This window comes from Streptomyces achromogenes, from assembly GCF_030816715.1.
Taxonomy (GTDB): Bacteria; Actinomycetota; Actinomycetes; order Streptomycetales; family Streptomycetaceae; genus Streptomyces; species Streptomyces achromogenes_A.
The window spans coordinates 5,326,265-5,351,881 of sequence record NZ_JAUSYH010000001.1 but is presented as its reverse complement, the minus strand read 5'-3'; the positions used below and the strand labels follow the sequence as shown (position 1 = coordinate 5,351,881).

Annotated in this window: 20 protein-coding genes; 10 read left to right on the top strand and 10 right to left on the bottom strand. The window is 72.5% G+C overall.

The window, feature by feature from the left end; translation table 11 throughout:
- Positions 1–9 precede the first annotated feature (9 nt).
- Complete coding sequence (gene pcrA, locus QF032_RS24185; protein ID WP_307057461.1) at positions 10–2,508, bottom strand: DNA helicase PcrA; 2,499 nt, start codon at positions 2,506–2,508, stop codon at positions 10–12.
- Between the two features lie 471 nt (positions 2,509–2,979).
- Here pcrA and QF032_RS24180 point away from each other — a divergent pair, with 471 nt between their 5' ends.
- The 3 genes from QF032_RS24180 to QF032_RS24170 all read left to right on the top strand — a co-directional run bounded on the left by QF032_RS24180 (position 2,980) and on the right by QF032_RS24170 (position 6,556).
- The gene (locus QF032_RS24180; protein WP_307057460.1) at positions 2,980–4,353 is read left to right on the top strand and encodes a C40 family peptidase; all 1,374 of its coding nucleotides are present in this window, start codon (positions 2,980–2,982) and stop codon (positions 4,351–4,353) included.
- Between the two features lie 237 nt (positions 4,354–4,590).
- A complete protein-coding gene (locus tag QF032_RS24175; RefSeq protein WP_307045350.1) occupies positions 4,591–5,316 on the top strand; it encodes a dienelactone hydrolase family protein in 726 nt (241 codons plus the stop codon).
- Between the two features lie 223 nt (positions 5,317–5,539).
- Positions 5,540–6,556, top strand: a complete 1,017-nt coding sequence (locus tag QF032_RS24170) for a tellurite resistance/C4-dicarboxylate transporter family protein (RefSeq protein ID WP_307045349.1) — start codon at positions 5,540–5,542, stop codon at positions 6,554–6,556.
- Here QF032_RS24170 and QF032_RS24165 read toward each other — a convergent pair.
- The gene (locus QF032_RS24165; RefSeq protein WP_306949707.1) at positions 6,534–6,887 is read right to left on the bottom strand and encodes a hypothetical protein; all 354 of its coding nucleotides are present in this window, start codon (positions 6,885–6,887) and stop codon (positions 6,534–6,536) included. The genes QF032_RS24170 and QF032_RS24165 overlap by 23 nt on opposite strands.
- Positions 6,888–7,533: 646 nt before the next feature.
- On the opposite strand from QF032_RS24165, the gene QF032_RS24160 reads away from it, so the two are divergent.
- A complete protein-coding gene (locus tag QF032_RS24160) occupies positions 7,534–8,610 on the top strand; it encodes a C40 family peptidase (protein WP_307045348.1) in 1,077 nt (358 codons plus the stop codon).
- A 139-nt stretch (positions 8,611–8,749) separates the two neighbouring features.
- On the opposite strand, the gene QF032_RS24155 is transcribed toward QF032_RS24160, so the two are convergent.
- Together QF032_RS24155 and QF032_RS24150 are read right to left on the bottom strand one after the other, a co-directional pair.
- Positions 8,750–9,493: a LuxR C-terminal-related transcriptional regulator gene (locus QF032_RS24155; RefSeq protein WP_306949709.1), complete on the bottom strand. Its 744-nt coding sequence runs from the start codon at positions 9,491–9,493 to the stop codon at positions 8,750–8,752.
- Complete coding sequence (locus tag QF032_RS24150) at positions 9,490–10,782, bottom strand: ATP-binding protein (protein WP_307045347.1); 1,293 nt, start codon at positions 10,780–10,782, stop codon at positions 9,490–9,492. The genes QF032_RS24155 and QF032_RS24150 overlap by 4 nt, the downstream gene beginning before the upstream one ends.
- Before the next feature lie 413 nt (positions 10,783–11,195).
- On the opposite strand from QF032_RS24150, the gene QF032_RS24145 reads away from it, so the two are divergent.
- Both QF032_RS24145 and QF032_RS24140 read left to right on the top strand, forming a co-directional pair.
- The gene (locus QF032_RS24145) at positions 11,196–12,578 is read left to right on the top strand and encodes a PspC domain-containing protein (RefSeq protein WP_307060354.1); all 1,383 of its coding nucleotides are present in this window, start codon (positions 11,196–11,198) and stop codon (positions 12,576–12,578) included.
- A complete protein-coding gene (locus tag QF032_RS24140; protein ID WP_307045346.1) occupies positions 12,565–12,828 on the top strand; it encodes a hypothetical protein in 264 nt (87 codons plus the stop codon). Before QF032_RS24145 ends, QF032_RS24140 begins: the two co-directional genes overlap by 14 nt.
- A 213-nt stretch (positions 12,829–13,041) precedes the next feature.
- On the opposite strand, the gene QF032_RS24135 is transcribed toward QF032_RS24140, so the two are convergent.
- The gene (locus tag QF032_RS24135) at positions 13,042–13,575 is read right to left on the bottom strand and encodes a DoxX family protein (protein ID WP_307057457.1); all 534 of its coding nucleotides are present in this window, start codon (positions 13,573–13,575) and stop codon (positions 13,042–13,044) included.
- A 123-nt stretch (positions 13,576–13,698) separates the two neighbouring features.
- On the bottom strand, positions 13,699–14,988 hold the full coding sequence (locus tag QF032_RS24130; protein ID WP_307057454.1) for a hypothetical protein: 1,290 nt from the start codon (positions 14,986–14,988) through the stop codon (positions 13,699–13,701).
- A gap of 200 nt (positions 14,989–15,188) precedes the next feature.
- On the opposite strand from QF032_RS24130, the gene QF032_RS24125 reads away from it, so the two are divergent.
- Positions 15,189–16,130: a DUF4429 domain-containing protein gene (locus QF032_RS24125; protein ID WP_307057452.1), complete on the top strand. Its 942-nt coding sequence runs from the start codon at positions 15,189–15,191 to the stop codon at positions 16,128–16,130.
- A gap of 20 nt (positions 16,131–16,150) precedes the next feature.
- On the opposite strand, the gene QF032_RS24120 is transcribed toward QF032_RS24125, so the two are convergent.
- Entirely contained in the window at positions 16,151–16,945 is a 795-nt protein-coding gene (locus QF032_RS24120; RefSeq protein WP_306949715.1) for a class II aldolase/adducin family protein, read from the bottom strand.
- 260 nt (positions 16,946–17,205) lie between these two features.
- Between QF032_RS24120 and QF032_RS24115 the strand changes: the two genes are divergently transcribed.
- Positions 17,206–17,679 (top strand): pyridoxamine 5'-phosphate oxidase family protein, encoded by a 474-nt coding sequence (locus QF032_RS24115; RefSeq protein ID WP_306955970.1) that lies wholly within the window; start codon positions 17,206–17,208, stop codon positions 17,677–17,679.
- 15 nt (positions 17,680–17,694) lie between these two features.
- Here the strand turns inward: QF032_RS24115 and guaA are convergent, their stop codons facing one another.
- Positions 17,695–19,275: a glutamine-hydrolyzing GMP synthase gene (gene guaA / locus QF032_RS24110; RefSeq protein ID WP_307045342.1), complete on the bottom strand. Its 1,581-nt coding sequence runs from the start codon at positions 19,273–19,275 to the stop codon at positions 17,695–17,697.
- A 417-nt stretch (positions 19,276–19,692) separates the two neighbouring features.
- Here guaA and QF032_RS24105 point away from each other — a divergent pair, with 417 nt between their 5' ends.
- On the top strand, positions 19,693–20,016 hold the full coding sequence (locus tag QF032_RS24105) for a chorismate mutase (RefSeq protein WP_307045341.1): 324 nt from the start codon (positions 19,693–19,695) through the stop codon (positions 20,014–20,016).
- A 722-nt stretch (positions 20,017–20,738) separates the two neighbouring features.
- Complete coding sequence (locus QF032_RS24100; protein ID WP_307057450.1) at positions 20,739–21,788, top strand: LAETG motif-containing sortase-dependent surface protein; 1,050 nt, start codon at positions 20,739–20,741, stop codon at positions 21,786–21,788.
- A gap of 159 nt (positions 21,789–21,947) precedes the next feature.
- Here QF032_RS24100 and QF032_RS24095 read toward each other — a convergent pair whose 3' ends face one another.
- Positions 21,948–23,738, bottom strand: a complete 1,791-nt coding sequence (locus tag QF032_RS24095; RefSeq protein WP_307045339.1) for a GMC oxidoreductase — start codon at positions 23,736–23,738, stop codon at positions 21,948–21,950.
- Positions 23,739–23,792: 54 nt separating this feature from the next.
- Positions 23,793–25,430: a succinic semialdehyde dehydrogenase gene (locus tag QF032_RS24090; protein ID WP_307045338.1), complete on the bottom strand. Its 1,638-nt coding sequence runs from the start codon at positions 25,428–25,430 to the stop codon at positions 23,793–23,795.
- Between the last annotated feature and the right edge of the window lie 187 nt (positions 25,431–25,617).

The following is a 25,617-nucleotide window of genomic DNA, read 5'->3' as shown; positions in this document are numbered from 1 at the left end:
GAAGGCGACCTACAGCTTCTCCACCGGCGCGTACCGCAGCAGCAGCCGCTTCGGCTTGGTGTCGCCGAAGTCGACGGTGGCCTCCGCGTTGGCGCCGGCGCCCTTCACCCCGACGACCGTGCCGAGCCCGAACTGGTCGTGCGTGACCCGGTCGCCGACGGCCAGTGCGACCACGGGCTTCTCCCCCGCGGTGCGGCGCGTCGCGAATCCGGACGCGCCCGCCGCCGAGGAACGCGATCGGGACGAGGCCAGCGACGCCGCCACCCCGGACACCGGGCCGGACGACACGGGCGAGGACGCCCCCGTGCGCTTCCAGTCCACATGCGTCGGCGGGATCTCCTCCAGGAACCGGGAGGGCGGGTTGTACGACGGCTGCCCCCAGGCGCTGCGCAGCGACGACCGGGTGAGGTACAGCCGCTCCCGCGCGCGCGTGATGCCCACGTACGCGAGCCGGCGCTCCTCCTCCAGCTCCTTGGTCTGGCCGAGGGCGCGCATGTGCGGGAAGACGCCGTCCTCCATGCCCGTCAGGAAGACGACCGGGAACTCGAGGCCCTTGGCGGTGTGGAGGGTCATCAGGGTGATGACGCCCGAGCCGCCCTCCTCCTCGTCGGGGATCTGGTCGGAGTCGGCGACCAGCGCGACCCGCTCCAGGAAGTCGGAGAGCCCGGCCGGTGCGGCGCCCTCGCCCTCCCCTTCACCGGTCTCCTGCTCGAACTCCAGGGCCACTGCGGCGAGTTCCTGGAGGTTCTCGATCCGGGTCTCGTCCTGCGGGTCGGTGGAGGCCTGCAACTCGGCGAGGTAGCCGGTGCGTTCGAGCACCGCCTCCAGGACGGTCGCCGGACCGGCGCCCGACTCGACGATCGTGCGCAGCTCCTCCATGAGCGCGTTGAACCGCTTCACGGCGTTCGTCGACCGCGAGGCCATGCCGTAGGCCTCGTCGACACGCTTCAGGGCCTGCGGGAAGCTGATCTTCTCCCGCTGGGAGAGGGCGTCGATCATCGCCTCGGCGCGGTCGCCGATGCCGCGCTTGGGCACGTTGAGGATCCGGCGCAGCGGCACCGAGTCCTCCGGGTTGGCCAGCACGCGCAGATAGGCCAGGACGTCCCTGACCTCCTTGCGCTCGTAGAAACGGACCCCGCCGACGACCTTGTAGGGCAGGCCGACCCGGATGAAGATCTCCTCGAAGACACGGGACTGGGCGTTGGTGCGGTAGAAGACCGCCACATCGCCCGCCTTCGCGTCGCCCGCGTCCGTCAGACGGTCTATCTCGTCGGCGACGAACTGCGCCTCGTCGTGCTCGGTGTCGGCGACGTACCCGGTGATGCGCGCGCCCGCGCCCGCGTTGGTCCACAGGTTCTTGGGGCGGCGCGACTCGTTGCGCTCGATGACCGCGTTGGCGGCGGACAGGATCGTCTGCGTCGAGCGGTAGTTCTGCTCGAGCAGGATCGTCTTCGCGCTCGGGTAGTCCTCCTCGAACTGGAGGATGTTGCGGATGGTCGCGCCCCGGAAGGCGTAGATGGACTGGTCGGCGTCACCGACGACGCAGAGCTCGGCCGGCGGTACGTCGCAGTCGCCCGGGGGTACGTCGACGGGGTGCTCTGAGGTGCCGACCAGCTCGCGCACGAGGGCGTACTGGGCGTGGTTGGTGTCCTGGTACTCGTCGACCATGACGTGCCGGAACCGGCGGCGGTAGTGCTCGGCGACGTCGGGGAAGGCCCGCAGCAGATTGACCGTCGTCATGATCAGGTCGTCGAAGTCGAGGGCGTTCGCCTCGCGCAACCGCGACTGGTACATCGCGTAGGCCTGCGCGAGGGTCTTCTCAAAACCGTCGGCGGCCTGGGCGGCGAAGTCCTCCTCGTCGATCAGCTCGTTCTTCAGGTTGCTGATCTTGGCGCTGAAGGACTTCGGGGGGTAGCGCTTCGGATCGAGGTCCAGATCACGGCAGACGAGGGCCATGAGGCGCTTGGAGTCGGCGGCGTCGTAGATCGAGAACGACGACGTGAAGCCGAGCTTCTTGCTCTCCCGGCGCAGGATGCGCACGCACGCACTGTGGAACGTCATGACCCACATCGCGTTCGCGCGCGGGCCGACGAGCTGCTCGACGCGCTCCTTCATCTCGCCCGCGGCCTTGTTGGTGAAGGTGATCGCGAGGATCTGCCCCGGGTGCACATGACGCTCGGCGAGGAGGTGGGCGATGCGGTGGGTGAGCACACGCGTCTTGCCCGAGCCGGCGCCGGCCACGATGAGCAGCGGTGTGCCGGCGTGCACGACGGCCGCGCGCTGGTTGTCGTTCAGCCCTTCCAGGAGCGCCGCCGCGTCGAGCGCCGGGCGGGGGGCGCCGTCGCGGTAGTACGCGTCCCGGTCCGGGGGCGCGTCGAACTTCCCCCCGAACAGATCGTCCGGGACCGGCTCCGGTCCGTGGTCGTCCTCGGGCGGCGGGGGCTCCTCCTCGTGGGCACGGGGGCCCTTGAGGTCCGCCAGGAAGCTGTCGTCAAAGAGGCTGCTCATCGCTCTCCGAGTTTAGGGGGCGCCACCGACAACCGGCCGCCGTCCCGAAAACTCGCCCCCACTTCGCCCGCGCTTCGCCCCGCACTCACCCTCCGGACCGCCGCGGTCACGAACCGCGACGGTTCCGGCCGGAGCCCGGGATCACACCTTCAGGTCACGAAAATGTATCGGGCATATCACCCATCAACCTTCACACGGGCCACACGCGTTGGCTACCGTGCGGACAGGCCGTTACGACCCCCACCGGCGACCCCGCCGGACCGGGCGGCCTCCGCCGAGTCCGAGGCGCCCGCTCGCGCCACGTGGATCCGGGGACCCACCGACACCCTGGTGAATCGGCCCGACTCCGTCGGGGAGAAGGCCGTAGGGCGACCCCCCGCTCGCACGCCCGAACCCTCCCCCGTACCCGGACCGGCCGTCGGGACCCGACCGCCGACCGGCAGGCGGAGCTTCTGGAAGGAGTCGCCTCCCTTGGCGTCGCAGCACCGCAGGCCACGCTCCGCGGGTTCGCGTGTGGCGGGCATACGTCCCCCCGCCCTCGCCACCGCGGCCCTCACGTCCGTGGCCCTGCTCTCCCAGTCGGCGAACGCCGCCGAGTCGGCCGACGGCAGGCCGAGCCTGGAGGAGGTCGAGAAGAAGGTCGACGACCTCTACCGCCAGGCGGAGTCGGCGACCGAGAAGAACACCTCCGCCAAGGAGAAGACGACCAAGCAGCGCACCCGCGTGGACGGCCTCCTCGACGAGGTCGCTCCCCAGCGCACCCGGAAGCCCGACGAGGCGCGTACGGAACCGGGTCGCCGGGCCGCGGCCCGGTACCGCACCGGCGCCTCCGCGCCCGACACCGCGGCCTTCCCCCTCGCGGACACCCGGCAGGACCACGTCGGCCGTAACGGGCTGACGGACCGGCCGACGGACCGGCCGGCCGGCCGCCGGCAGGGCGCCGTCGACGACTACGTCGCCGAGCGGCCGGCCACGACGAAGACCCGCCAGGTGACCCGGGAGACCGCCGAGAGCCGAGCGACGCCCACCGATCCGCAGCACGGCCTGCGGACCGCCAAGGCCGCCGTCCAGAAGAAGCTCGGCGACGCGCGCGAGCTGCTGTCCCTGCTGGCGGCCCAGGAGCAGGCGCGCCTCGCGTCGATCGAGAGGCAGCAGCAGGAGGAGGCCGCGCGCGCGGCGGCGGAGCTCGCCCGCCGGCAGGCGGCGGCCCGGCAGGCCGCGCAGCAGAGCGCGCAGCAGACCGCCTGGCAGGAGAGCGGCGGCGGGTCGCCGGGCACGGAATCGCCGGGCACGCCGTCCCCGGCCGCGTCGTGGGCGGGCATGGATTCTCCGGACTCGGCGGCTCCGCCCGCCGTTTCGGCGGCGGGCCCGGTGTCCCCCTCCATGGCGTCGACGGGCTCGGGGACCTCGGCCGCGGCGGCTGCGCCCGCGGCGTCGCCGACCGGCACGGTGCACTCCTCAGGCTCCACCGCGGACGCTTCGTACGCCACCAAGGCCGAGAAGGCCCTCGCCTTCGCCCGAGCGCAGATCGGGAAGCCGTGCGTGTGGGGCGCGACCGGACCCGGGTCCTACGACTCCTCCGGCCTCACCCAGGCCGCCTGGAAGGCCGCCGCGGTCACCCTGCCCCGCAGCGCCCACGACCAGGCCAACGCCGGCGTCACGGTCTCCCCCGCCGACGCCCGGCCCGGCGACCTGGTCTTCTTCTACGGCGACCTCAGCCACGTCGGCATCTGCATCGGCAACGGCATGATGATCCACTCGCCCAAGCCAGGCGCCTACGTGCGCGAGGAGTCGATCCACTACGACGCCGAGTCCGGCGTCCACCGCGTGGTGCGCCCGGCCTGAGGGCGGCGGCCGGACCGGGGAGTGCGGCGCCGCCGCTCGGCACCGGCCGGGGAACCTGCGCGGAAAACCCGTTGGCGGACCACGCCCACCGCTGCTAGTTTCCCGGAGGCCGTGCGAGAGAACGAGGAGGTGGTACCCGTGAACGCTGTATCGACATGGGTGCTCCCCTCCGGGGTCACGGTCGGGCGATAGGTCGTCCGGGAGCGCCGTTCCAGCGCATTCCCGAAAGGCACGACCATGCGATTCACTTCCGCGCAGCGCCTCGACGACGGTGTCCTCGAGCGCGAATTCACCCTCGGCGAGATCCCCGGCACCCTGTGGACGCCCGAGTCCGCCGCACCGGTCCCGCTGATCCTGATGGCCCACAACAACGGCCTGCCCAAGGCGGATCCCCGCCTGGTGGCCCGGGCCCGGTACATCGCGGCGCGCGGCTACGCGGTGGCCACCATCGACGCCGCCGGATGCGGTGACCGTCCCCCTTCCGCCGCCGCCGAGCAGGCCCGCGCCGATCTCCGGCGGGCGATGCGGGCGGGGGAGCCGCTCGACGAGATCTTCGAGTCCCTCGTCGGCCCGCTGGTCGAAGGGGCCGTCCCGGAATGGCGGACCACGTTGGACGCCCTCCTCGAGCTGCCCGGGATCGGCGGACCGGTCGGGTACTCGGGAGGGTGGACCGCCCTCGGCATCCGGCTGGCGGTGGTCGAGCCGCGCATCGCGGCGGCCGGCTTCTTCGCCGGAGGGTACGTGCCCCGCGCCCAGCGCGAGGAGGCCCGGCAGGTCACCGTTCCGCTGCTGTTCCTGTTGCAGTGGGACGACGAGGGCAATCCCCGGCAACGGGCCCTGGACCTGTTCGACGCCTTCGGCAGCAAGGAGAAGACGCTGCACGCCAATCTGGGCGGGCACACCGGCACCCCGTCGTTCGAGCTGGAGGACGGATGCCGGTTCCTGGACCGGCACCTGAAGTGACGCAGGACCGTCCGCCGGGCCGCGGTCGGTAGGCAGCCGATCGGTCGGCGCCGATAGGTCGGCGGTCGTATGGCAGCCGATAGGTCGGCGTCGGCGGTCGGCGGTCGGCGGTCGGCGGTCGGCGGTCGGCGGTCGGCGGTCGGCGGTCGGCCAGGGTGCCAGGAGTTGTCGTGTGGGGCGCGCCGCCCGGTGCCGCCCCACCGCGCTCTCTAGCATCGGCCGCATGCCCGGCTTCCCCCCTCCCAGCTCGCCCCCGCCCGCCTCGCCCTCCCCGCGCTCCCGGCTCCGCGACTGGTGGGCGCGCCGCCGGCCGGCGTCCGGGACGGCCGTCATGGCGACCGGCATCGTGTCGGTCGGGCTGCATCTGGCCGGGCACGAGGCGCTGTCCCTCGTCTGGCTGACGATGGCGGGCCTCGCCTGGGTCGCGCTCGCCGCGGACTTCGTCGTCCGGCTGGTGCGGGAGCGCGAGCGGTGGCGCGCCGAGGCGGGCACGCCGGGGGCCCCGACCGCCGTCGCGGCGACGGCCGTGCTCGGCACGCAGATCTCCGCGCGGGGCCGGCAGACCGTGGCCGAGGCGCTGCTGGCGCTTGCCGCGGCGCTGTGGCCGGTGCTGATCGTGACGGTCGTGGGGCGGTGGAAGCGCCGCATGCCCGGTGCGGTGTTCCTGTGCTGCGTCGCGACCCAGAGCCTGGCCGTGCTCGGCGCGGTGCTGGCGAAGGCGGAGGCGGCGGCCTGGCTCGCGCACACCGCGCTCGTGCTGTTCTGGCTCGGTCTGGTGCTGTACGGCGTCGCCCTGGGCCTCTTCGACCTCCGGCAGCCGGCGGAGGGCGCGGGGGACCAGTGGGTGGCGGGCGGGGCGCTCGCCGTCTCCGCGCTCGCGGGCGCGAAACTCCTCATGGCCGGCGACGGCGGCCTGTACCTGTGGAACGCCGACGACACCGGCGTCCTGCGCGGGCTGACCGTCGCGCTACTGGTGCTCGACTACGCCTGGTACACGGTCCTGCTGGTCGCCGAGGTGCGGTGGCCGCGGCCACGCTACGACGAACGCCGGTGGGCGACCGTGTTCCCCATGGGCATGACGGCGGCGGCGACCCTGTCCGTCGCCGTCGCCGTCGACCTCCCGGCACTGGACGGGCCGGGCGAGGTGCTGCTGTGGGTCGCCGTGGCGGCGTGGCTGGTCGTCGCGGCGGCAGCGGTGGGCTCGGTCCGGGCCGGCGTCAGGTCCAGAGCACCGCGATGAAGACGTTCGCCACGGTGAGCAGGCCCACCAGGGCGAACAGGGGCTTCTCCACCTTCTCGTCGTCGCGCTTCACGTAGACGAGGCCGAGAATCACGATCAGCAGCGCCAGCTTCACACCGATCTTGACGTTGTTGACGCTCTGGTCGTCCGCCTGGTTGAGGCCGACCAGGATCACTCCCGTGACCAGCATCGTCGCCGCGCCGTGGAGCATGGCGGGGACGAAGCGGGCCGTGCCCCGGCCCATCGCCTTCATCTGCGTGAGGAAGCCGCCGAGCAGCGAGGCGATGCCGATGATGTGCAGGCCGACGAAGAGGTGGATGAGTACGTCCATGAAGCCGGATGCTAGTGAGCCCGGCCCACGCTGCCCGACACCGCCCCCGGTGCTCCCCCTCACCCCCTCCCGCCACTCACCCCCGGTCTTCGCCGCCGGTCCACGGCTCTCGCCCCCACCCACGGCTCTCGCCGCCCACGGCCCGCCACCCACGGCCCGCCGCTCGCCGCTCGCCGCTCGCCCACAGGTCTCCCCCGCACCGCCGCTCGACCTTGCATATATGCGCCATAGCACCCCGCCGCCGCCGCCGATCCCGGATTCGCGCCTTCGGTCAGCGCGCCGCGCGAACCCGCCGGATCCGGCCGGGGCAGTGGGACACACACGGTCACTCGGCAGTCCGCTCGTGTCACTTCCGCACATCGCGTTACCCAAACGTCATCACCGGCCTAGCGTCCTTCCCCAGGTGACCGGCTCCCCACCGCCGCCCGGGCCAGGGGCGGCAGTCGGCCACCACCGCCGAGGAAGTCCGGCGGCGTGCCCGCTCCCCGTGCGGAACGTCGCCGGACGCGTCAGCCGCGGCCCGGGCCGTCCGTCCGCTCCCCCGACGGCCCGGGAACCGCCTGACACGAGCCGGCCGGAAGCCACGGGTCACTCCCGGCGGCGGCCGGCCGGGCCGGGCGGTCGACGAAAGGACGTGCAGTCCCACGTGGCAGCGCACCGCAAGCCCCGACAGCGCTCGCTCGGCGGCCGGACGGCCCGTACGGCCTTCACGCTCGCCCTCGCGGGCGTCGCGACGGCGACCGCCTTCGACGGGACCGGGCAGGCCGAGCCGGAGCTGACTCCGGCCGAGGTCAAGGCGAAGGTGGCCAAGCTGTACCAGGAGGCGGAGGAAGCCACCGAGAAGTACAACGGCGTGAAGGAGCGGGCGACGGCCGCCGAGCAGCGGCTGAAGAACCTGCGGGACGAGGCGGCGCGCAAGGAGGAGAAGCTCAACTCCACGCGCGACGCGCTGGGTTCGATGGCCGCGGCGCAGTACCGCGACGGCGGCCTCGACCCCGCCGTGCAGTTGGCGCTCTCCGACGACCCCGACCGCTATCTCGACGGCGCCGCCTTCGCCGAACGGGCCGGCGCCCGCCAGTCCGCCGCCGTCGCCCGGGTACACGGACAGCTGCGCGACATCGAGCAGCTGCGCGGCGCGGCGCGTGTCGAACTGACCGCGCTCCGGACGCGTCGGGCCGAGCTGCAGAAGCAGAAGGAGACGATCACCGGCAAGCTGGACGCGGCGCGCCGCCTGCTGTCGAGGCTGACGGCTGCGGAGCAGGCCCGGATCGGCGAAAGTGCGGGCGGCGGCACGGGCGCCCGCGCCTCACGCGGTGCGTCCGGTGCGCGCACGGACCTCGGGAAGCCCGGTTCCGGCAGTGCCGACGCCCCCAACTCCCGTGCCGCGGCTGCCGTCTCCTACGCCTACTCCAAGCTCGGCAGCCCCTATGTGTGGGGGGCCACCGGGCCGAACGCCTTCGACTGCTCGGGACTCGTGCTGGCCGCCTACCGCTCCGCGGGGGTCTCCCTGCCCCGCACCACCTACGCCCAGATCGGCGCCGGGCAGCGCGTGTCGCGCTCCGAACTCCTCCCGGGCGACCTGGTGTTCTTCTACTCGGGCATCTCCCACGTCGGCCTCTACATCGGCGACGGCCAGATGATCCACGCCCCGAACCCGTCGGCCCCGGTGCGCGTGGCCCCGATCGACGAGATGCCGTTCGCGGGCGCCGCACGGGTGGTCTAGCGCCGTGACCGGAAAGGTTCACCGGCTCGCGACGCCCGCACGGGATGGCACGACACGGGATGGCACGGGATGGCACGGCACGGATGGCACGGCACTGGGCAGGACACGGCCGAGGACCGTGCGCCGACGCCTCGCCTCGTCAGACCAGTCGCCGTGCCGTGGCCCAGCGGGTCAGCTCGTGCCGGTTGGACAGCTGGAGCTTGCGCAGCACCGCCGAGACATGCGACTCGACCGTCTTGACGGAGATGAAGAGCTGCTTGGCGATCTCCTTGTAGGCGTAGCCGCGGGCGATGAGCCGCAGGACCTCACGCTCGCGCTGGGTGAGCCGGTCCAGGTCCTCGTCGACCGGCGGGGCGTCGGTCGAGGCGAAGGCGTCGAGGACGAACCCGGCGAGGCGCGGCGAGAAGACGGCGTCGCCCTCCTGCACCCGGAAGATCGAGTTCACCAGGTCGGTCCCGGTGATCGTCTTGGTGACATAGCCGCGGGCGCCCCCGCGGATCACCCCGATCACGTCCTCCGCCGCGTCCGACACGGACAGGGCGAGGAAGCGCACGGGCCTCTCGGCGTCGCTCATCAAAGGGGAGCAGCGGCGCAGCACTTCGACGCCGCCGCCACCCGGCAGGTGCACGTCGAGAAGGACCACCTCGGGCCGGGTCGCCGTGATGACGGTGACCGCCTGGTCGACGTCCGCCGCCTCGCCGACGACCTCGACGCCGGTCTGCTCCGTCTGGCCGATCTCGGCCTGCACGCCCGTACGGAACATGCGGTGGTCGTCGACGAGGACCACGCGCACATGGCGCCCGCCCGCGCTGTCGCCGGGGGCCTGGGCCGGCTCGGCCGCCCCCGCTCCCGTCGTGCCGTTCGTGTCGGTCGGGTCGCTCATGACGTCTTCTCCGCCCTCTCCATCTCCAGTTCGACCTCCGTGCCCCCGTCGGGGACGGCCCGCAGGCGCGCCGTGCCCCCGTGGCGCTCCATGCGGCCGATGATCGATTCTCTGACGCCCATGCGGTCGGCGGGTATCGAGTCGAGGTCGAAGCCCGGTCCACGGTCGCGTACGGACACGAAGACCGTCCTGCCCTCGACTTCGGCGTAGACCTGCACGGCGCCGCCCTCGCCACCGTACTTGGCCGCGTTCACCATCGCCTCGCGCGCGGCCTGCATCTGTGCGCCGACGCCGTCGTCGAGCGGGCAGTCGCCGACGACCACGACCTCGATGGGGACGCCGTGCTTGTCCTCGACCTCGGCCGCGTTGCGCCGGACCGCGTCGGCGACGGTGGTCGGCTCGTCGGCCTCCTCCTTGCCGGTGCCCTCGGGCTTGTAGAGCCAGGTGCGCAGGTCGCGCTCCTGCGCGCGGGCGAGGCGGCGCACCTCACCGGCGTTCTCCGCGTTGCGCTGGATCAACGTCAGGGTGTGCAGCACCGAGTCGTGGACGTGGGCGGCGACCTCCGCGCGCTCCTGGGCGCGGATGCGCATGAGCCGCTCCTCGGACAGATCCTGGGTCATGCGGACCAGGTAGGGGCCGGCGAGCAGGGTGATGCCGACGATGACGGCGAGCGCCGCCTGCAGGACGGAGCCGAGGTGGGCCGTGGAGCCCTGCAACACGAACGTGCCGGAGACGCCGGCCGTGACCAGCAGGACGCCGGCGCCGGTGCGCAGCAGCGTGATCGTGCGGCGTCTTCGGCCGACCTCGACCCAGCGGGCCCGGCGTGCGTTGTCCGCCTGGCGCCAGACGAGGGCGACGCCGGCGCCGACGAGGACGGCGGGCAGCAGATACGCCTTGGCGCCGCTGCCCAGGTTCACGTTGCCCACGAAGACCGTGGCGACGACGACCATGAGGAGCAGGGCGACGATCTGCCCCTTGTCCGGCTTGCGGGCGACGAGTCTGCGGCGGCCGTCGGGCGCGGTCTCGGTGGTGACGAGGGACGGCGGCTTCTGGTCGCCGACGCCGCCGATCCCGAGCGGGACGAAGAACCAGAAGGCGGCGTAGAGCAGGGCGCCGAGACCATCGGCCATGAACAGCCCGGCGAAGACCAGCCGCACCCACACGACGGGCAGCCCGAGATGCCCGGCGAGCCCCCGCGCCACGCCACCGAGCCAGCGTCCGTCGCTGCTGCGGTAGAGCTTGCGCGGCGGCCGCGGTTCGACGAGTGGCGCTGCTGCGGCTTCCGGCATGCCAACGATGGTCACACGGGCCGCGTGGCAGAGCATCAGGGTTCGCCCCCGAGACGCCCCTGATCTTCGACGCCGCCGCACGTCGAACGCCTCCCCCGCCCCGGGTCAGGGCCGATATCAGGGTCCGACCAGGGTCGTTCCGACTGCCGCGGGGGCCGCCCGACCGCCACCATGGAGTCATGACAGATCACCAGCACGCCGCGGACGCCGTGCCCGACGGGGGCGCCGCGTCCGACGCGGCCGCCTCGTCCCCCGGCACCCCGGGCGCCGCAGGTGAGAGCCCTCGCGCGCACGGAAAGCAGGAGAACACGCAGGAGAGGCGGGGGGACCCGCACGGACAGCGGGAGAAGGCGGGAGACGCCCACACCGAGCAGAACGGGTCCGCGCCGGACCCGACCGCCGAGGCGGACGCGATGACGGCGGCGGAGGCGGCCGTCAAGGCCGCGACGGACACCGCGGCGGCGTCCCGGGCCGAAGCGGGCGGCGGCGGCCGGGCGGCCGGGGCCGGCGGGACTGCGGGAGCCCTGCCTCCCCGGTTCCGGCGGGACCGCGAGCACAAGGTCCTCGCCGGCGTGTGCGCGGGCCTCGGGCGGCAGTGCGACATGGACCCGGTGATCTTCCGCATCACGCTCGCCGTGCTCTCCGCGACCGGCGGCGTCGGCCTCATCTTCTACGGATTCGCCTGGCTCTTCGTCCCCTACGCCGACGACGGGCAGAACGAGGTGCGCAAGCTCCTGACCGGCCGGGTGGACGGCCAGGCCCTCGCGGCCGTGCTGTTCGCGCTGGTCGGCTGCGGAGTGCTGCTGTCGATGCTGAAGAACGGCAGCGTGCTGGCCTTCGCCGTCGTCGTCTCCGTGCTGCTCGCGGGCGCCGGGTACTGGTCGCGCCACCGGGACTCCTTCGACCCCGACCCGCTGGCCGCCCAGGCCGTGGCCGACGCCCCGCCGGAGGCCAAGGCGCCGCCGGCTCCCACCGCCTACCCCTCGTGGTGGCGTGACCCCATCGTCAAGGACGGCACACACGACGGCGGCACGGGCTATCTGTGGGGGCCGTGGGACGCCCGCGGCCGGGACATCACGTCGGCGATCAGCGTCGACCTCGTCGGCCACGGACCCGGCCCGGAGGCGATACGCACCCCACGCACACCCCACGCCGAGCCGCGTGGGCCGCGTTGGATCGGCGGCTGGCTCTTCCTGCTCGCCCTGCTCGCGGGCGGCCTCGTCACCCGGCTCACCTGGGACCACCACCCGCTCGGCACCAGCCTTCAGGCGGGTCTCGCGGCAGCGCTGATCGTGCTCGGCTGCGGGATCGCGGTCAGCTCGTTCCTGGGCCGGACGGGGGCCGGGTCGGTCTTCCTCGCCATCGTCACGGCGGGACTCCTGGCCGGCGCGGCCGCCCTGCCGAAGGACATCGGCACGCACTGGACGGACACCACATGGCGCCCCCTGACGGCGGCGGACGTACGGGCGGCCTACGACCTGGGCACCGGAAAGGGCACTCTCGACCTCTCCGGGCTGGCACCGGCCAAGGGGGAGACGGTGAGCACCGAGGCCGACGTGGGAGCGGGCCGGCTGCGGGTGATCGTCCCGCCGGACGTGACGGTGAAGGTGCGGATCGACGTGGGGCTGGGAGACATCCAGCTGCCCGGTGACGACGAGAAGGACGTGGACGTGGAGCCGGGCAAGCACACGGAGGTCACCCTGCCGCCGGTCTCGGGCACGGCGGCGAAGGGGACCATCGATCTCGACCTCAGGGTCGGAGTGGGACAGGCGGAGGTGGCCCGTGCTGCGTCATGACTTCAGGCCCGGCAGGCTGGTGGCGGGCGCCGCCTTCGTTCTCGCGGGCGTCCTCTTCGCGGGGGACGCGGGCGGTCTGTGGCAGACGCCGTGGTTCGTGCTGATCCCGCTCGTCACGGGCGGCCTCTGTCTGGCGGGCGCGACGGGTGCGGCGGCCCGGAGCATCCGAAGACGACGCAGCTCCTCACACCGGACCGGCCCGACCGCGCCCGGACCGGCCGCCCCGGGCCAGAACACGACGGCGCTCTGACCGCCGGGCCCCCTGCCCGGACGCCCGGACGCCGTGCACGCTCTCCGTCCGCACCCCTGCCTCCCCAGGCCGGCCTCGGACCGACCCAGGCCGGCCAGTGCGCCGACACGGGGCGCGGCGGGCAGCACGGCGGACGGGCCCGGACAGACGGCGTGGCGGACGGGCCGCTGCGGACAGACCGCACGGCGGGCGGGCCCGGACAGACGGCGCGGGCTAGCCCAGGCCGCCCGTGCGCCGACGCCGCCTGGAATGCCAGGCGGCGTCGAGAGAGAGGACCGGGGCGCCGGCCAGCACGAGCGGCACCCAGCAAAACATGTACGGGAGGTCGTTGCCGTAGTAGTAGGGCTCGGCGGCCCAGCTCACCGTCAGCCACAGGCTGAGCGAGATCAACGCGCCGCCGAGCGCGGCGAGCCGGGTGAGGATACCCAGCAGGGCGCCGATGCCGACGGCCAGTTCGCCGAAGGCCATCGCGTAGCCGAAGCCCACCGGGCTCTTCAGGGCCATGTCGACCAGAGCCGGGATGGCGGAGGAGTCACGGACGGCGCGCATGGTCTCTCCGATCGAGCCGGCGCCGCTGTCCTTCAGGAAGGCGCTGTCCGTCAGCTTGTCGAGACCGGCGTAGATGAAGGTGACACCCAGGAAGACGCGCAGCGGAAGGAGGGCGTACCGGGTGGCGGTGTCCCGCCAGCCACGGCCTCCGCCGTCGGAATAAGGGGGGTGAGCGTCCGTCCGCATGCTGTGAGTCATCGCCCGTAGCCGCCTCTCGCCCGCAGTGGTGGACCCCTCAACAGACCCTACGTACGAAATGGGGGGTGCGCTCAACTACGTGCACGGATACGGAGGTCCGGCGGTTCACTCCGGCGGGGCCGTTCACTCGGTGACGTCGATCGTGTACCGGTTCGTCTCGACTCCCGCCGCCGTGACGACCTGGACCTCGGCCCGTCCCGGTTCGACGTCCGCCGGGACGGGGACGGTGAGGACGGCGTCGGTCGGGTTGCTGAACCCGCCCGTGACCGGCACCAGCGGGACGTGCACATGGACGGGTCCGATGCGGACGACCATGCGGGAGAGCCGGTCGGCGGTGTGGGCCCCGGGCGGCACGAAGCCGGCGCCGCGGATCTCGATGTCGTCGCCGGTGCGGATCGGCGCGTCGAGGTCGCCGGCCTCGCGGGAACGGACGACGGAGAGGATGACGGGGCGGCCGCCCTCGGCGTACTTGCCGGCGAGGTAGGTCGCCGCCGAGATCAGCACCACGACCGCGAGTCCCCAGGGCAGGTCGGGCAACTGGTCGGGGCGGCGGGCCAGGCGTACACCGGCGAAGACGAGGGCGACGCCGCCGATGACCGCGTACTGGATGTCGGCGAACGCGCCGCGGCCGAAGTCGTCGGTGAGCAGGTCGGCGGCGCGCGGGCGGTGGGCCCGGACCTTCTGCAGCCGCTGGGCGAGGACCCGCAGGCCGACCACGCGACGCACCAGCACGGCGATCCCGCAGACCACGGCGAGGACGGTCACCGTGCCGGCGCCGCGGGCGAGGTCGAGTCCGGCGATCAGCGCGTCGCGTTCGGCGGGGCTGGAGGCGGCGGCGAGCCGGCCGGCCAGCACCAGCACGGCGTAGGCCACGAGCAGCACCCAGGCGGCGGCGACCGCGCGGGAGGTGGAGAGGCGGTTGTCCTCGCCGATCACGGGGGCGAGCGCACCGCCGCGCGCCCGGTGGAACCAGGAGGCCGCGGTGAGCGCGCCGGCGACGACGAGCGCGGCGAGGAGTCCGGCGGTGCGGGCGCCGGTCCAGCCCGCGCCGACGGCGGTCAGCGACTGGACCAGCAGCAGCGCGACGACCGCCGCCCACACGGTGACCGCGGTGCGCAGCCACAGACGGCCCAGCCAGGCCTCGCCCTCGGCCCGCCCGCGTTCGGCGACGAACTCCGCGGACTGCGTCAGTTCCTCGGAGACCCACTGGCGGGAGGCCGAGACGGAGTGGGCGACGGCGGCCGGCAGGCCCTGCCCGGCCGCGAACCCGTCGCGTTTCAGCAGGAACGCGGCGACCGCGCGCCGGTGTCCCTCGCGCGCCCCGTGCGGGCAGTCCCCGCAGGCGCAGCCGCCGTCGTGCACGCCCGCACCCGGTCCGGGGCTCGCACCCTGTCTCGCCTCCTGCACCGCCACGTCCGACGCCCGCCTTCCCCGCGACCCGATCGGATGGCGGTCCCCGAGGGACCCTCTGCGGGCCGGGCCGCCACCCTGTGAACAACTCCCCTGTGATGCCGTCGAATTGTGCCCTACGGCACACCCTCTGTGTCCGCCAGGTCTGGTCAGCGGGGGTGAAGCGCGAAGGGCAGTGTTGACCCGGCTGCGAGAATTTCCGTATGGCCGAGATCATCCAGCGTGACGGGACCTGGGCCTTCGACGGCGCGACGGTCCGGATCACGCCGGGGCTGCACCGCTCCGTGCCGCTGTTCCGGCAGACGTACGGGGAGATCGCCGTGCCTCTGGAGGCGGTCGCCGGGATCGTCTACGAGCCCGAACGCAGGCGCGGGCGGCTGCGGATGCGGCTGCGGCTGCGCGAGGGAGCGGATCCGCTGCTGCAGGCGACCGGCGGTCGGCTGCCCGACGCGGCCGATCCCTACCGGCTCACCGTGGACGTGGATCGTTGCGGGGTGGCCGAGTACCTCGCCGAGGAGGTCCGGCACGCGCTGCTGCTGGACCAGATCCCGGGCGCGCCGACCGCGGCCTACCTCCTGCCGGGCCCGCCGGTCCCGGTCTCCGTGCGGTCCTCCGACGGCGTCGTCTCCTTCGACGGCGTCCAGGTGCGCGTCGACTGGGCGGAGACCTCGGACCGCGTGAAGCGGGCGACCGGGCCCCGGGTGCTCGACGTCGGTGACGTGGTGCGGGTCGAGTGGCTGCCCAACTCCGGTTTCGAGGACGGCTTCCTGCGCTTCGTGACCCGCGAGACGGCGCACACGAAGCTGCCGGCCGAGAAGGACCCGTACGCCCTCGACCTGTGGGGCAACGTGAGCCGCGACCTGTTGACGGCGCTGGTCGCGACGGCGGTCACCGCGCGGCTGCCGCATCCCTCCGCACGCGCGCACCCGAAGCCCGGCGACGGGCCCGGCGACGGGCCCGGACGCGCGCACGGTCAGCGGGGAGCGGACCGCGGGCGGCGGCTCATGGCGTCCGTCCCGCCGCCGGCCGACCATCACGACGTGCTGCTGCGCCGGCTGCGCGAGCTGGGCCAGCTGCACCGGGACGGTGTGCTGACCGACGAGGAGTTCGCGCGGACGAAGGCCGTGGTGCTGCGGGGCTTCTGAGCGCCGGGCCGGGCTCCCCGTCAGCTCAGCAGGTCGGGCTGGCTGCGGCTGATCTCCTGCCACAGCGGCTGGTAGTTGATCCACGCCACCAGGTCGCCGCCGAGCTGTTCCCGGGTCGCCACCGCCGCCCGGTGGTCGATCAGGACGGGCCGGCCCGCCGCCTTCGCGGTCAGCTGGACCTGGCTGGAGCGTTCCATCGACAGGAACCACCAGGCGGCGGCGTCGACGGAGTCGCCGACCGTCAACAGTCCGTGGTTGCGCAGCACCAGCGCCTTGCGGGAGCCGAGCGCGGCCGCGATGCGCCGGCCCTCCTCCGCGTCGACGGCGACCCCGGAGTAGGCGTCGTAGAGGGCGTGGTCCTCGTAGAACGCGCAGCTCTCCTGGGTGATGGGGTCGAGCAGTTCACCGAGCGCGGCGAGGGCGCGTCCGTGCACGGAATGGCAGTGGGCGACGGCCACGACGTCGGGCCGTGCCGCGTGCACCTGGGCGTGCACGGTGAAGGCGGCCTGGTTGACGTGGTAGCGGCCCTCGACGACCTGCCCGTCCTGGTTGGTCAGCACCAGGTCACTGACCGTGACGTGCTGGAAGGGCATGCCGAAGGGGTTGACCCAGAAGCAGTCGTCGAACTCGGGGTCGCGGGCGGTGATGTGCCCGGAGACGCCGTCCTCGAAGCCGAGCCGTCCGAACAGGCGCACCGCGCCCGCCAGCCGTTCCTTGCGGTGCAGGCGCTCGTCCTCCACCGAGTCGTGCATGGGCGGCATCGCGAACCGCAACCGGTCGGTGGGCAGGGGGGCAGGCGGCGTGGGCCCGTGCATCGGTCCTCCAGCACTGGGTTGCTTTACGACGCGGAAGTTACCGTCGGTCAGCGCAAAAGGGCAGAGCCGTTATACAAAGATGACGATTTCCGTCACCTTCGGTGCACGCCTTGAGCATCTCCGACCGTCACCCGCCCCGCGCGAAACACCCGCCCGGTCCCACACGGAACACCGACCCGGACCCGCGCGGAACACCGACACAGGATGTCGGATATAGGGGTCACACTCGCCGTATGACCGAGATCCCCACCGAGAACCCCATGACAGCGAGCTGGGCGGCCTTCGCCGCGGCCGAACCGGAGCTGGCGAAGGTCGCCGAGGAACGCTTCGCGGCCTTCACGCACCATGTCCTCGCGACGCTCCGCAAGGACGGCTCGCCCCGCACCAGCGGCCTCGAGGTCCGTTTCACCGGCGGTGAGCTGTGGCTCGGCATGATGCCGGGCTCGCTCAAGGCGCGGGACCTGCACCGCGACCCCCGCTTCAGCCTCCAGGCCAACCCGGGCGAGGGGACGGGGCTGGGCGGCGGCGACGTCCGGATCGCCGGCCGGGCGGTCGAGGTGGACGACCCGGAGATCAAGGGGGCGTACGTGAGAGAGGTGGAACCGCCGGAGCCGTTCCACCTCTTCCGCACCGAGCTGACGGAGGTCGTGCGGACCTACATCGAGGACGACACGTATCTGGTCGCCCAGGTCTGGAAGCCCGGAGAGCCGGTGCGCACGCTCAAGCGGACCTGAACCCCATGGAGGAGGTCACTCCCATTCGATGGTGCCCGGCGGCTTCGAGGTGATGTCGACGACGACGCGGTTGACGTCGCTCACCTCGTTGGTGATCCGGGTGGAGATCTTCGCCAGGACGTCGTACGGCAGCCGCGACCAGTCGGCCGTCATGGCGTCCTCGGAGGAGACCGGGCGCAGGACGATCGGGTGGCCGTAGGTGCGGCCGTCGCCCTGGACGCCGACGCTGCGGACGTCCGCGAGGAGGACCACCGGGCACTGCCAGATGTCCCGGTCGAGACCGGCGGCCGTCAGCTCCTCGCGGGCGATGGCGTCGGCGTCGCGCAGCAGGTCCAGACGCTCCTTGGTGACCTCGCCGACGATGCGGATGCCGAGGCCGGGGCCGGGGAACGGCTGGCGCTGGACGATCTCCTCCGGCAGGCCGAGCTCCTGGCCGACCATGCGGACCTCGTCCTTGAACAGCTTGCGCAGCGGCTCGATCAGCTGGAACTCGAGGTCCTCCGGCAGACCGCCCACGTTGTGGTGGGACTTGATGTTCGCGGTGCCGGTGCCGCCGCCGGACTCGACGACGTCCGGGTAGAGCGTGCCCTGGACGAGGAACTCCACGGCCGGGCCCTCGTCCGCGATGATCTCGGCCTGGGCCTGCTCGAAGACGCGGATGAACTCGCGCCCGATGATCTTCCGCTTCTCCTCGGGGTCCGAGACGCCCTTGAGCGCTGTGAGGAAGCGCTCCTCCGCGTCGACCACCTTCAGCTGGACGCCGGTCGCGGCCACGAAGTCCTTCTCGACCTGCTCGGTCTCGCCCTTGCGCATCAGACCGTGGTCGACGTAGACGCAGGTCAGCTGGGAGCCGATGGCCTTCTGCACGAGCGCCGCGGCGACCGCGGAGTCCACGCCGCCGGAGAGCCCGCAGATGGCGCGCCGGTCGCCGACCTGCTCGCGGATGGCCTCGACCTGCTCGTCGATGACGTTGCCGGTGGTCCAGTCCGGGCTCAGGCCCGCACCCCGGTAGAGGAAGTGCTCCAGCACCTGCTGGCCGTGCGTGGAGTGCATGACCTCGGGGTGGTACTGGACGCCGTAGAGCTTCTTCTCGTCGTTCTCGAAGGCGGCGACCGGGACGACGTCCGTGGAGGCGCTGACGACGAAGCCCTCGGGCGCGGCGGAGCAGGCGTCGCCGTGCGACATCCACACGGCCTGCTCGGTCGGGGTGCCCTCGAAGAGGGTGGAGGAGGCGCGGGAGACGTGCAGGTCGGTGCGGCCGTACTCACGGGCGCCGGAGTTGTCGACGGTGCCGCCGAGGGTCTGCGCCATCAACTGGAAGCCGTAGCACATGCCGAAGACGGGGACGCCGGCCTCGAAGAGCGCGCGGTCGACGGTCGGGGCGCCCTCCTCATACACGGACGAGGGGCCGCCGGAGAGGACGATCGCCGCCGGGTTCTTGGCGAGCATCTCCTCGACCGGCATGCTGCTCGGCACGATCTCGCTGTAGACCCGCGCCTCGCGGACTCGACGGGCGATGAGCTGGGCGTACTGCGCACCGAAGTCGACGACCAGGACGGTGTCGGGGGCGGCGGCAGTAGGAGTCGCTGATGACACGGGGGCCTTCCGGCGGTGGGGCGGGGTCTCTGTGTCCTCCGATTCTACCGAGGCGGCGCGGGGAGCGGTCCCGGCGGCGGATCCGGCAGCGGACCGACGGTGGAACCGGCAGCCGACCGGCGATGGACCGACGGTGGAACCGGCAGGATCTGGCGGGGCCCATCGCCGTCACGACCGCCGCGTCTCAGGATGCGAACCGGGTTGGAACGCGTCCGACGACGCTGCATACTGGCCGCATGCTCACGCACCCGACCTTCCTGTTTACCTATGGCGACCGGCCCACCGGCTGCCATGGTCGTGCTGCTTGAGCAACTGACGAGCGACTTCCCAGGCGCCCCGGGCCGACAAGGTCCGGGGCGCCTGGTGTTTTCCGGATCCTGCCGATCCGGGGCCCCTCATCCCACCAGGAGCCCCGACATGACCACCGCCACCACCGCCACCTCCACGGCCACCGCCACCGAGGCCGCCGCCGAGAAGACCGGCGCCCGCACCGCCGAGGCCGCCGACGTGATCACCGGCGCCCGGGATCGCATCGACGCGCTCGACGACCGGATCATCGGTCTGATCCAGGAACGGATGGCCGTCTCGGCCGTCATCCAGGAGGCCCGCATGACCTCCGGCGGGCGGCGGGTGAACCTCTCCCGCGAGATGGAGGTCCTCGGGCACTACAGCGACGCGCTCGGCAAGCCCGGCACGTCCCTGGCGATGACGCTGCTGGAACTGTGCCGGGGCCGCGTCTGACGCCGAGCCCCGTGGGGAGCCGCGCGACGGCGGGCCCGGGTCGCGCGCCAGTTCGGACGTCCTCTCACCCGTACGGCGCGTGACCGGCGCCCGGGTCGCTTCGTTGGTCCCCGTGTCCGCGCCAGCCAGGGGCGGGCCCGGAAAGAACCACGCGTGGCTCGCTGGGGCGAGAGGCGTACGGATCGCTTCGTGCGCCGTGGGACCTCGCTCCGGAAAGTGACCGGACGGCAGGGGACAGCAGCCCGGTCACCCAAGGGAACGGCCGGCCTCGGGGACGCCCGGGGCCGACCGGCGGAAAATGCAAAAATGCACAAGGCTGGGTCAAACGGTTGCGGAGGCCGCGCTCATCCAGCACGATGCGAGAAAGCCCCGAAAAGGCCCAAGTCCCCCTCGGGCAACTGCCTCACGTGCGCTGTTGCCCTTCTCGACTGCCAGAGGTCCAGACCAGCGGCGCAACCCCCCGGCGCCGCTCCCAGGCACCGGCGCTGCCCTGACGCCGGTGCTGACGGTAAAGAAGGGCCCCGCGGATCCGTCCCGCGGGGCCCTTCGCCATGTCCGGAGGGTCTTCTCCGGCGAGCGGGGGCCCTTGTGGCGGGTGTCACATAAAGAACCTGTGAGTTCAGGACAACTGTTTCAGGCCATGACCGGTCACACGTACCGAGCCAAGGCCACTCCCACACCCCCATGCGGAAGGCCTCCACCACCAGATCCACGAGGTCTTCATGAATCTCCGCCGCACGATGGTCACCGTGGCCGCGACCGCCGTCATCGCGCCGCTCGCGCTGCTGTCGGCACCCGTCGCCTTCGCGGAGGAGGGCGGCACGTCCTCCCCCAGCGCGTCCTCCTCGGAGACCGGCACCTCCTCGGCGTCCGCCGCGGCCTCGGACGGCCAGAGCACGTCCGGCGCCCCGACCGACGCCTCGTCGGCCTCGTCGGCCTCGTCGTCGCCGTCGGACGACAAGAAGGCGTCCGGCTCTTCGTCCGGCTCCTCCTCGCCCTCCTCCTCCAGCTCGGAGAAGGCCGGCGCGAGCGCGTCGGCCACCGAGAGCGGAGACGGGTTCGACCCGTACGAGGACTGTGACTCCTTCGACCTGGACGAGAAGCTGTCGGCTCAGGTCAAGGGCCTGCCGAGCAAGATCGTCGCCGGTTCCGGCTGGCACGGCTTCACGTTCGCCGTCGACAACGACTCCGACCGCGACCTGAAGAACGTGTACATCGACGCGTTCCTCGAATACGGCGACGAAGCGAACGACGCGTTCCTGTCCGAGGGTCTCGCCGTCATCCAGGTCAAGGAGGACGGCAAGTGGACCAACAGCTTCCAGGACTCCTTCGAGGACGAGCACGGCAAGACCGTCAACGTCACGGGATCGTTCGTCGGCCTGCTCGACACGCTGGAGAAGCACTCCTCCGCGAGCCTCGAACTGCGGGTGAAGGTCAAGGCCTCCGCCCCGGCGGGCTCCTCGTTCGCGCTGAGCGAGGCCATCTACGCCGGTGAGGGCTCCGCCTGCTACGGCAACGGTGACTTCTACGACGTCCGGATCCTCGCCGCAGGCGCGGACGCGGGCGACTCCGGCGACGCCAAGCCGAACGGCGACAAGCCCACCTCCGGCGTCAAGCCCCAGGGCGACGCCAAGCCGATCAGCGGCAGTCTCGCCGAGACCGGCTCCGACTCGGCGCTGCCGGTGATCGGCCTGGTCGGCGGGGTCGCCGTGCTCGCCGGCGCCGGCGCGGTGTTCGCCGTCCGCCGCCGCAAGGTCGGCACGCACGCGTAACCCGCGTCGGGACACACGAAGGGACCTGCGCCCGGAGGGGGCGCAGGTCCCTTCGTCGTGTCGTCGTCGCCCGTACGCGTCTCGTCGCGTCGTAGTCGTGACTACTCGTACGTGCCCGCACGGGCATGGGCATGGGCGCGGGCGAGAGCCGTCCTCCTGCTACGGCCGGGGCGGGACCGTCGGCATCCCGAGGAACGGCAGGCGCAGCGCGCCGAAGGCGTCCGCCGGCACCGCCGGGCTGACCGGCTCCACAGGCTCCAGCCGTTCGTATGCCGCGCCCTGTGCCGGTCGCGGATCCGTATCGCCCTTGTTGGGCCAGTACGACATCGCGCGCTCCGCCTGGGCGGTGATGGTGAGCGAGGGGTTCACGCCCAGGTTCGCCGAGACGGCCGCGCCGTCGACGACCGAGATGCCGGGGTGGCCGTACAGGCGGTGGTACGGGTCGATGACGCCGGTCTCGCGGGAGTCGCCGATGGGGCAGCCGCCGAGGAAGTGCGCGGTGAGCGGGGTGCCCATCAGCTCGCCGACGTTGGAACCCGCGAAGCCGTTGATGTCGGCGGCGATCGCGGAGGCGGCCTCGGAGGCGGCCTTGATCTGCTTGGGGTTGGGGGCGCCGTGTCCCTGTCGCGCCGTCAGCAGGCCCCGGCCCACGCCGGACGGCTTGAGATACGTCGTCAGCGAGTTGTCCAGCGACTGCATCACCAGGCCGATGATGGTTCGCTCCGACCAGCGGCGGTTGGACAGCGAGCGCAGCACGAGCAGCGGGTGGCGGGCCGCGTTCGTCAGCCAGCCGGCCACCCTGGAGGAGCCCTCCGCGTACGGCACCTGGAGGATCGACAGCCCGCCCATCGAGTTGGAGCCCTTGCCGTAGCGGACCGGCTCGATGTGGGTGTCGGCGTCCGGGTGGACGGACGAGGTGATGGCGACGCCGCGCGTGAAGTCGACCTTCGGCGCGCCGGTCGCCTTGCGGTAGCGCCGGTCGTCGGTCTGCGCGCCGACCAGCGCCTCCGAGTTGGTACGGGTCAGCTCGCCCAACCGGTCCGAGAGGTACGGGAGCTGGCGGTTGGCCTTCATCCGGTGCAGCAGGGTCTGGGTGCCGTAGGTGCCGGCGGCGAGGACGACCCGGCGGGCCTTGAAGACCCGGCCCCTCGCCTTCGCCCTGCCCCTGCGGCGCTCGTCGGTGGGCAGCGTGGCCACCGCGTATCCGCCCTGCGAGTCGTCCGTGACGGAGACCACCGTCGTCAGGGGGTGCACGACGGCGCCCGCCTTCTCGGCGAGGTGGAGGTAGTTCTCGTTCAGGGTGTTCTTCGCACCGTGCCGGCAGCCGGTCATGCACTCGCCGCACTCGGTGCAGGCCTTGCGGGACGGGCCCGCGCCGCCGAAGTAGGGGTCGTCGACCTGCTCCCCCGGCTTCGCCTTCGCCGTGCCGTCGGCGTCCTCGCCGTCGCCGAAGAACACGCCGACGGGCGCCATGTGGAAGGTGTCGCCGACGCCCATCCGCTCGGCGGCCGCCTTCAGGTGCACGTCGGAAGGGGTCGTCGTCGGGTTGAGGCGGACGCCGAGCATGCGCCGTGCCTGGTCGTAGTACGGCCGCAGCTCTTCCTGCCAGTCGGTGATGCCACGCCACTGGGGGTCGTCGAAGAACGGCTTCGGCGGCACGTAGAGCGTGTTGGCGTAGTTGAGGGAGCCGCCGCCCACGCCGGCGCCGGCCAGCACCATGACGTTGCCCAGCAGGTGGATGCGCTGGATGCCGTACATGCCGAGCTTCGGGGCCCACAGGTAGTTCTTCAGGTCCCAGGAGTTCCTGGGGAGCGACTCCCGGGTGAAACGGCGGCCGGCCTCCAGGACGCCTACCCGGTAGCCCTTCTCCGTGAGCCGCAGGGCGGTCACGGAACCGCCGAAGCCGGATCCGACGACGATGACGTCGTAGTCGTAGGCGTCCTGGGACACGTGCTCTCCTCGTCGAGAACGGATGGGACCGGTCGTTTCACCCGGGTCGCGGCACTAGCGCAGCCGGAGTGCCTTCATCACCTTCAGGCTGGTGCTCATGAACGCCGCGTACTTCTCGTCGTCCATGCCGAGCGCCGGCGCCATCGGCAGCAGGCGCTGCTGGGCCACCGTCTGCGCCTCCGTGTACTTGAGGATGCCGTCGGAGCCGTGCCGGCGGCCGAGGCCGGAGTCCTTCATGCCGCCCATCGGGGACTGGACGCTGCCGTAGGCGGCGGCGTAGCCCTCGTTGATGTTCACGGTGCCGGCCCGCACCCGGGCGGCGACCTCCCGGCCGCGGCGGCCGTCCTTCGTCCACACCGACGAGTTCAGGCCGTACGGCGTGGAGTTGGCGTGCTCGATCGCCTCGTCGTCGGTCTTGAAGCGGTAGATCGAGACGACCGGGCCGAAGGTCTCCTCGGTGCAGACGGACATGGGCTCCGTGACGCCGTCGAGGATGGTCGGCTCGAAGAAGTACGGGCCGACGTCCGGGCGGGCGACGCCGCCGGCGACGACCGTGGCGCCCTTGGCGACGGCCTCCTCGACGTGCCGGGTCACCGTCTCCAGCTGACGCTCGCCGACCAGGGAGCCCATGTCGGCGCCGTAGGCCAGGGAGGTGCCCAGGCGCATGGCCCGGGTGCGGGCGGCGAAGCGCTCGACGAAGGCGTCCGCTATCGACTCGTGGACGTACAGCCGCTCGATCGAGATGCAGAGCTGGCCGGCGGAGGAGAAGCAGGCGCGCACAGCGCCGGCCGCCGCCTTCTCGATGTCGGCGTCCTCCAGCACCAGCATGGCGTTCTTGCCGCCGAGTTCGAGGGAGACGCCGATCAGCCGGGCGGCGGCGCCCTGCGCGACCTCGCGGCCGGTGCGGGTGGAGCCGGTGAAGGACACGTAGTCGGCGTGCCGGACGACCTCGGGGCCGACGACGGGACCCTCGCCCAGGACCACCTGGAAGACGTCCGCGGGCAGACCGGCCTCGACGAGCAGGTCACGGGCCCACAGGGCGGTCAGGCAGGTCTCCGTGTCCGGCTTCATGACGACCGCGTTGCCCGCGACGAACGCCGGCAGCGCGTCGCCGACCGACAGCTCCAGCGGGTAGTTCCAGGGGGCGATCTGGCCCACGACACCGCGCGGATGGCGCAGCTCGGTGACCTTGGTGAGAGTGGGCATGGCACCGGCGTGCCGCTTGGGGCGCAGGTAGGAGGGGGCCTTGCGGCCGTAGTGGCGGGCGGCGACCGCGACGGCCTGCACCTCCTCGTGGGCGTGCAGACGGGCCTTGCCGGTCTCCAGCTGGATGAGGTCGAGCACCTCGGCCTGGCGCTCCAGCACCAGGTCGTGGAAGCGGAGCAGGACGGCGGCCCGCTCCCGGACCGGCGTCTGCGCCCACACCGCCTGGGCGGCGCGGGCCGCCTCGTAGGCCTTGAGCACGTCCTCGGGGGTGGACTCCGGCAGGTCGGCGAGCTTCTCACCGGTGAACGGCGTGTGGTTGGCCGTGCGGCCGGAGCCGGTCACCCCCTTGGTGAGCTGGGCCACCAGCTCGGGGGTCACCACGTCGGCGGCGGTACGGACGCCGGTGGGGACAGGGGCGAGAGGGTTGGTGCCAGTCTTTTCCGGCGTCTGTTCCGAAGTCTTCTCCGGGGCCTGCGAGTCCGTCATGAGCCGCAGGGTATGACGTGCGGGGGACTTTGGGTACCCGCCGGTAATAGGGATTCACCGGCCACACACATGCCGCCAGCGTTCACTGGCAACAAACCCGCTGATCAGCGCGTCGAGCCCCATATATCCCGCGTTTCCCGTGCCTTTCGCCACCCCGTCGCGACCGCCCCGGTCCCGATGCGGTCCA

Bases quoted from the DNA above. Each gene is read 5' to 3' on its own strand.
- pcrA (WP_307057461.1), bottom strand. From the start codon at position 2,508: ATGAGCAGCCTCTTTGACGACAGCTTCCTGGCGGACCTCAAGGGCCCC.
- QF032_RS24175 (WP_307045350.1), top strand. From the start codon at position 4,591: ATGCGATTCACTTCCGCGCAGCGCCTCGACGACGGTGTCCTCGAGCGC.
- QF032_RS24170 (WP_307045349.1), top strand. From the start codon at position 5,540: ATGCCCGGCTTCCCCCCTCCCAGCTCGCCCCCGCCCGCCTCGCCCTCC.
- QF032_RS24165 (WP_306949707.1), bottom strand. From the start codon at position 6,887: ATGGACGTACTCATCCACCTCTTCGTCGGCCTGCACATCATCGGCATC.
- QF032_RS24155 (WP_306949709.1), bottom strand. From the start codon at position 9,493: ATGAGCGACCCGACCGACACGAACGGCACGACGGGAGCGGGGGCGGCC.
- QF032_RS24150 (WP_307045347.1), bottom strand. From the start codon at position 10,782: ATGCCGGAAGCCGCAGCAGCGCCACTCGTCGAACCGCGGCCGCCGCGC.
- QF032_RS24145 (WP_307060354.1), top strand. From the start codon at position 11,196: ATGACGGCGGCGGAGGCGGCCGTCAAGGCCGCGACGGACACCGCGGCG.
- QF032_RS24135 (WP_307057457.1), bottom strand. From the start codon at position 13,575: ATGACTCACAGCATGCGGACGGACGCTCACCCCCCTTATTCCGACGGC.
- QF032_RS24125 (WP_307057452.1), top strand. From the start codon at position 15,189: ATGGCCGAGATCATCCAGCGTGACGGGACCTGGGCCTTCGACGGCGCG.
- QF032_RS24120 (WP_306949715.1), bottom strand. From the start codon at position 16,945: ATGCACGGGCCCACGCCGCCTGCCCCCCTGCCCACCGACCGGTTGCGG.
- QF032_RS24115 (WP_306955970.1), top strand. From the start codon at position 17,206: ATGACAGCGAGCTGGGCGGCCTTCGCCGCGGCCGAACCGGAGCTGGCG.
- QF032_RS24105 (WP_307045341.1), top strand. From the start codon at position 19,693: ATGACCACCGCCACCACCGCCACCTCCACGGCCACCGCCACCGAGGCC.
- QF032_RS24100 (WP_307057450.1), top strand. From the start codon at position 20,739: ATGAATCTCCGCCGCACGATGGTCACCGTGGCCGCGACCGCCGTCATC.
- QF032_RS24090 (WP_307045338.1), bottom strand. From the start codon at position 25,430: ATGACGGACTCGCAGGCCCCGGAGAAGACTTCGGAACAGACGCCGGAA.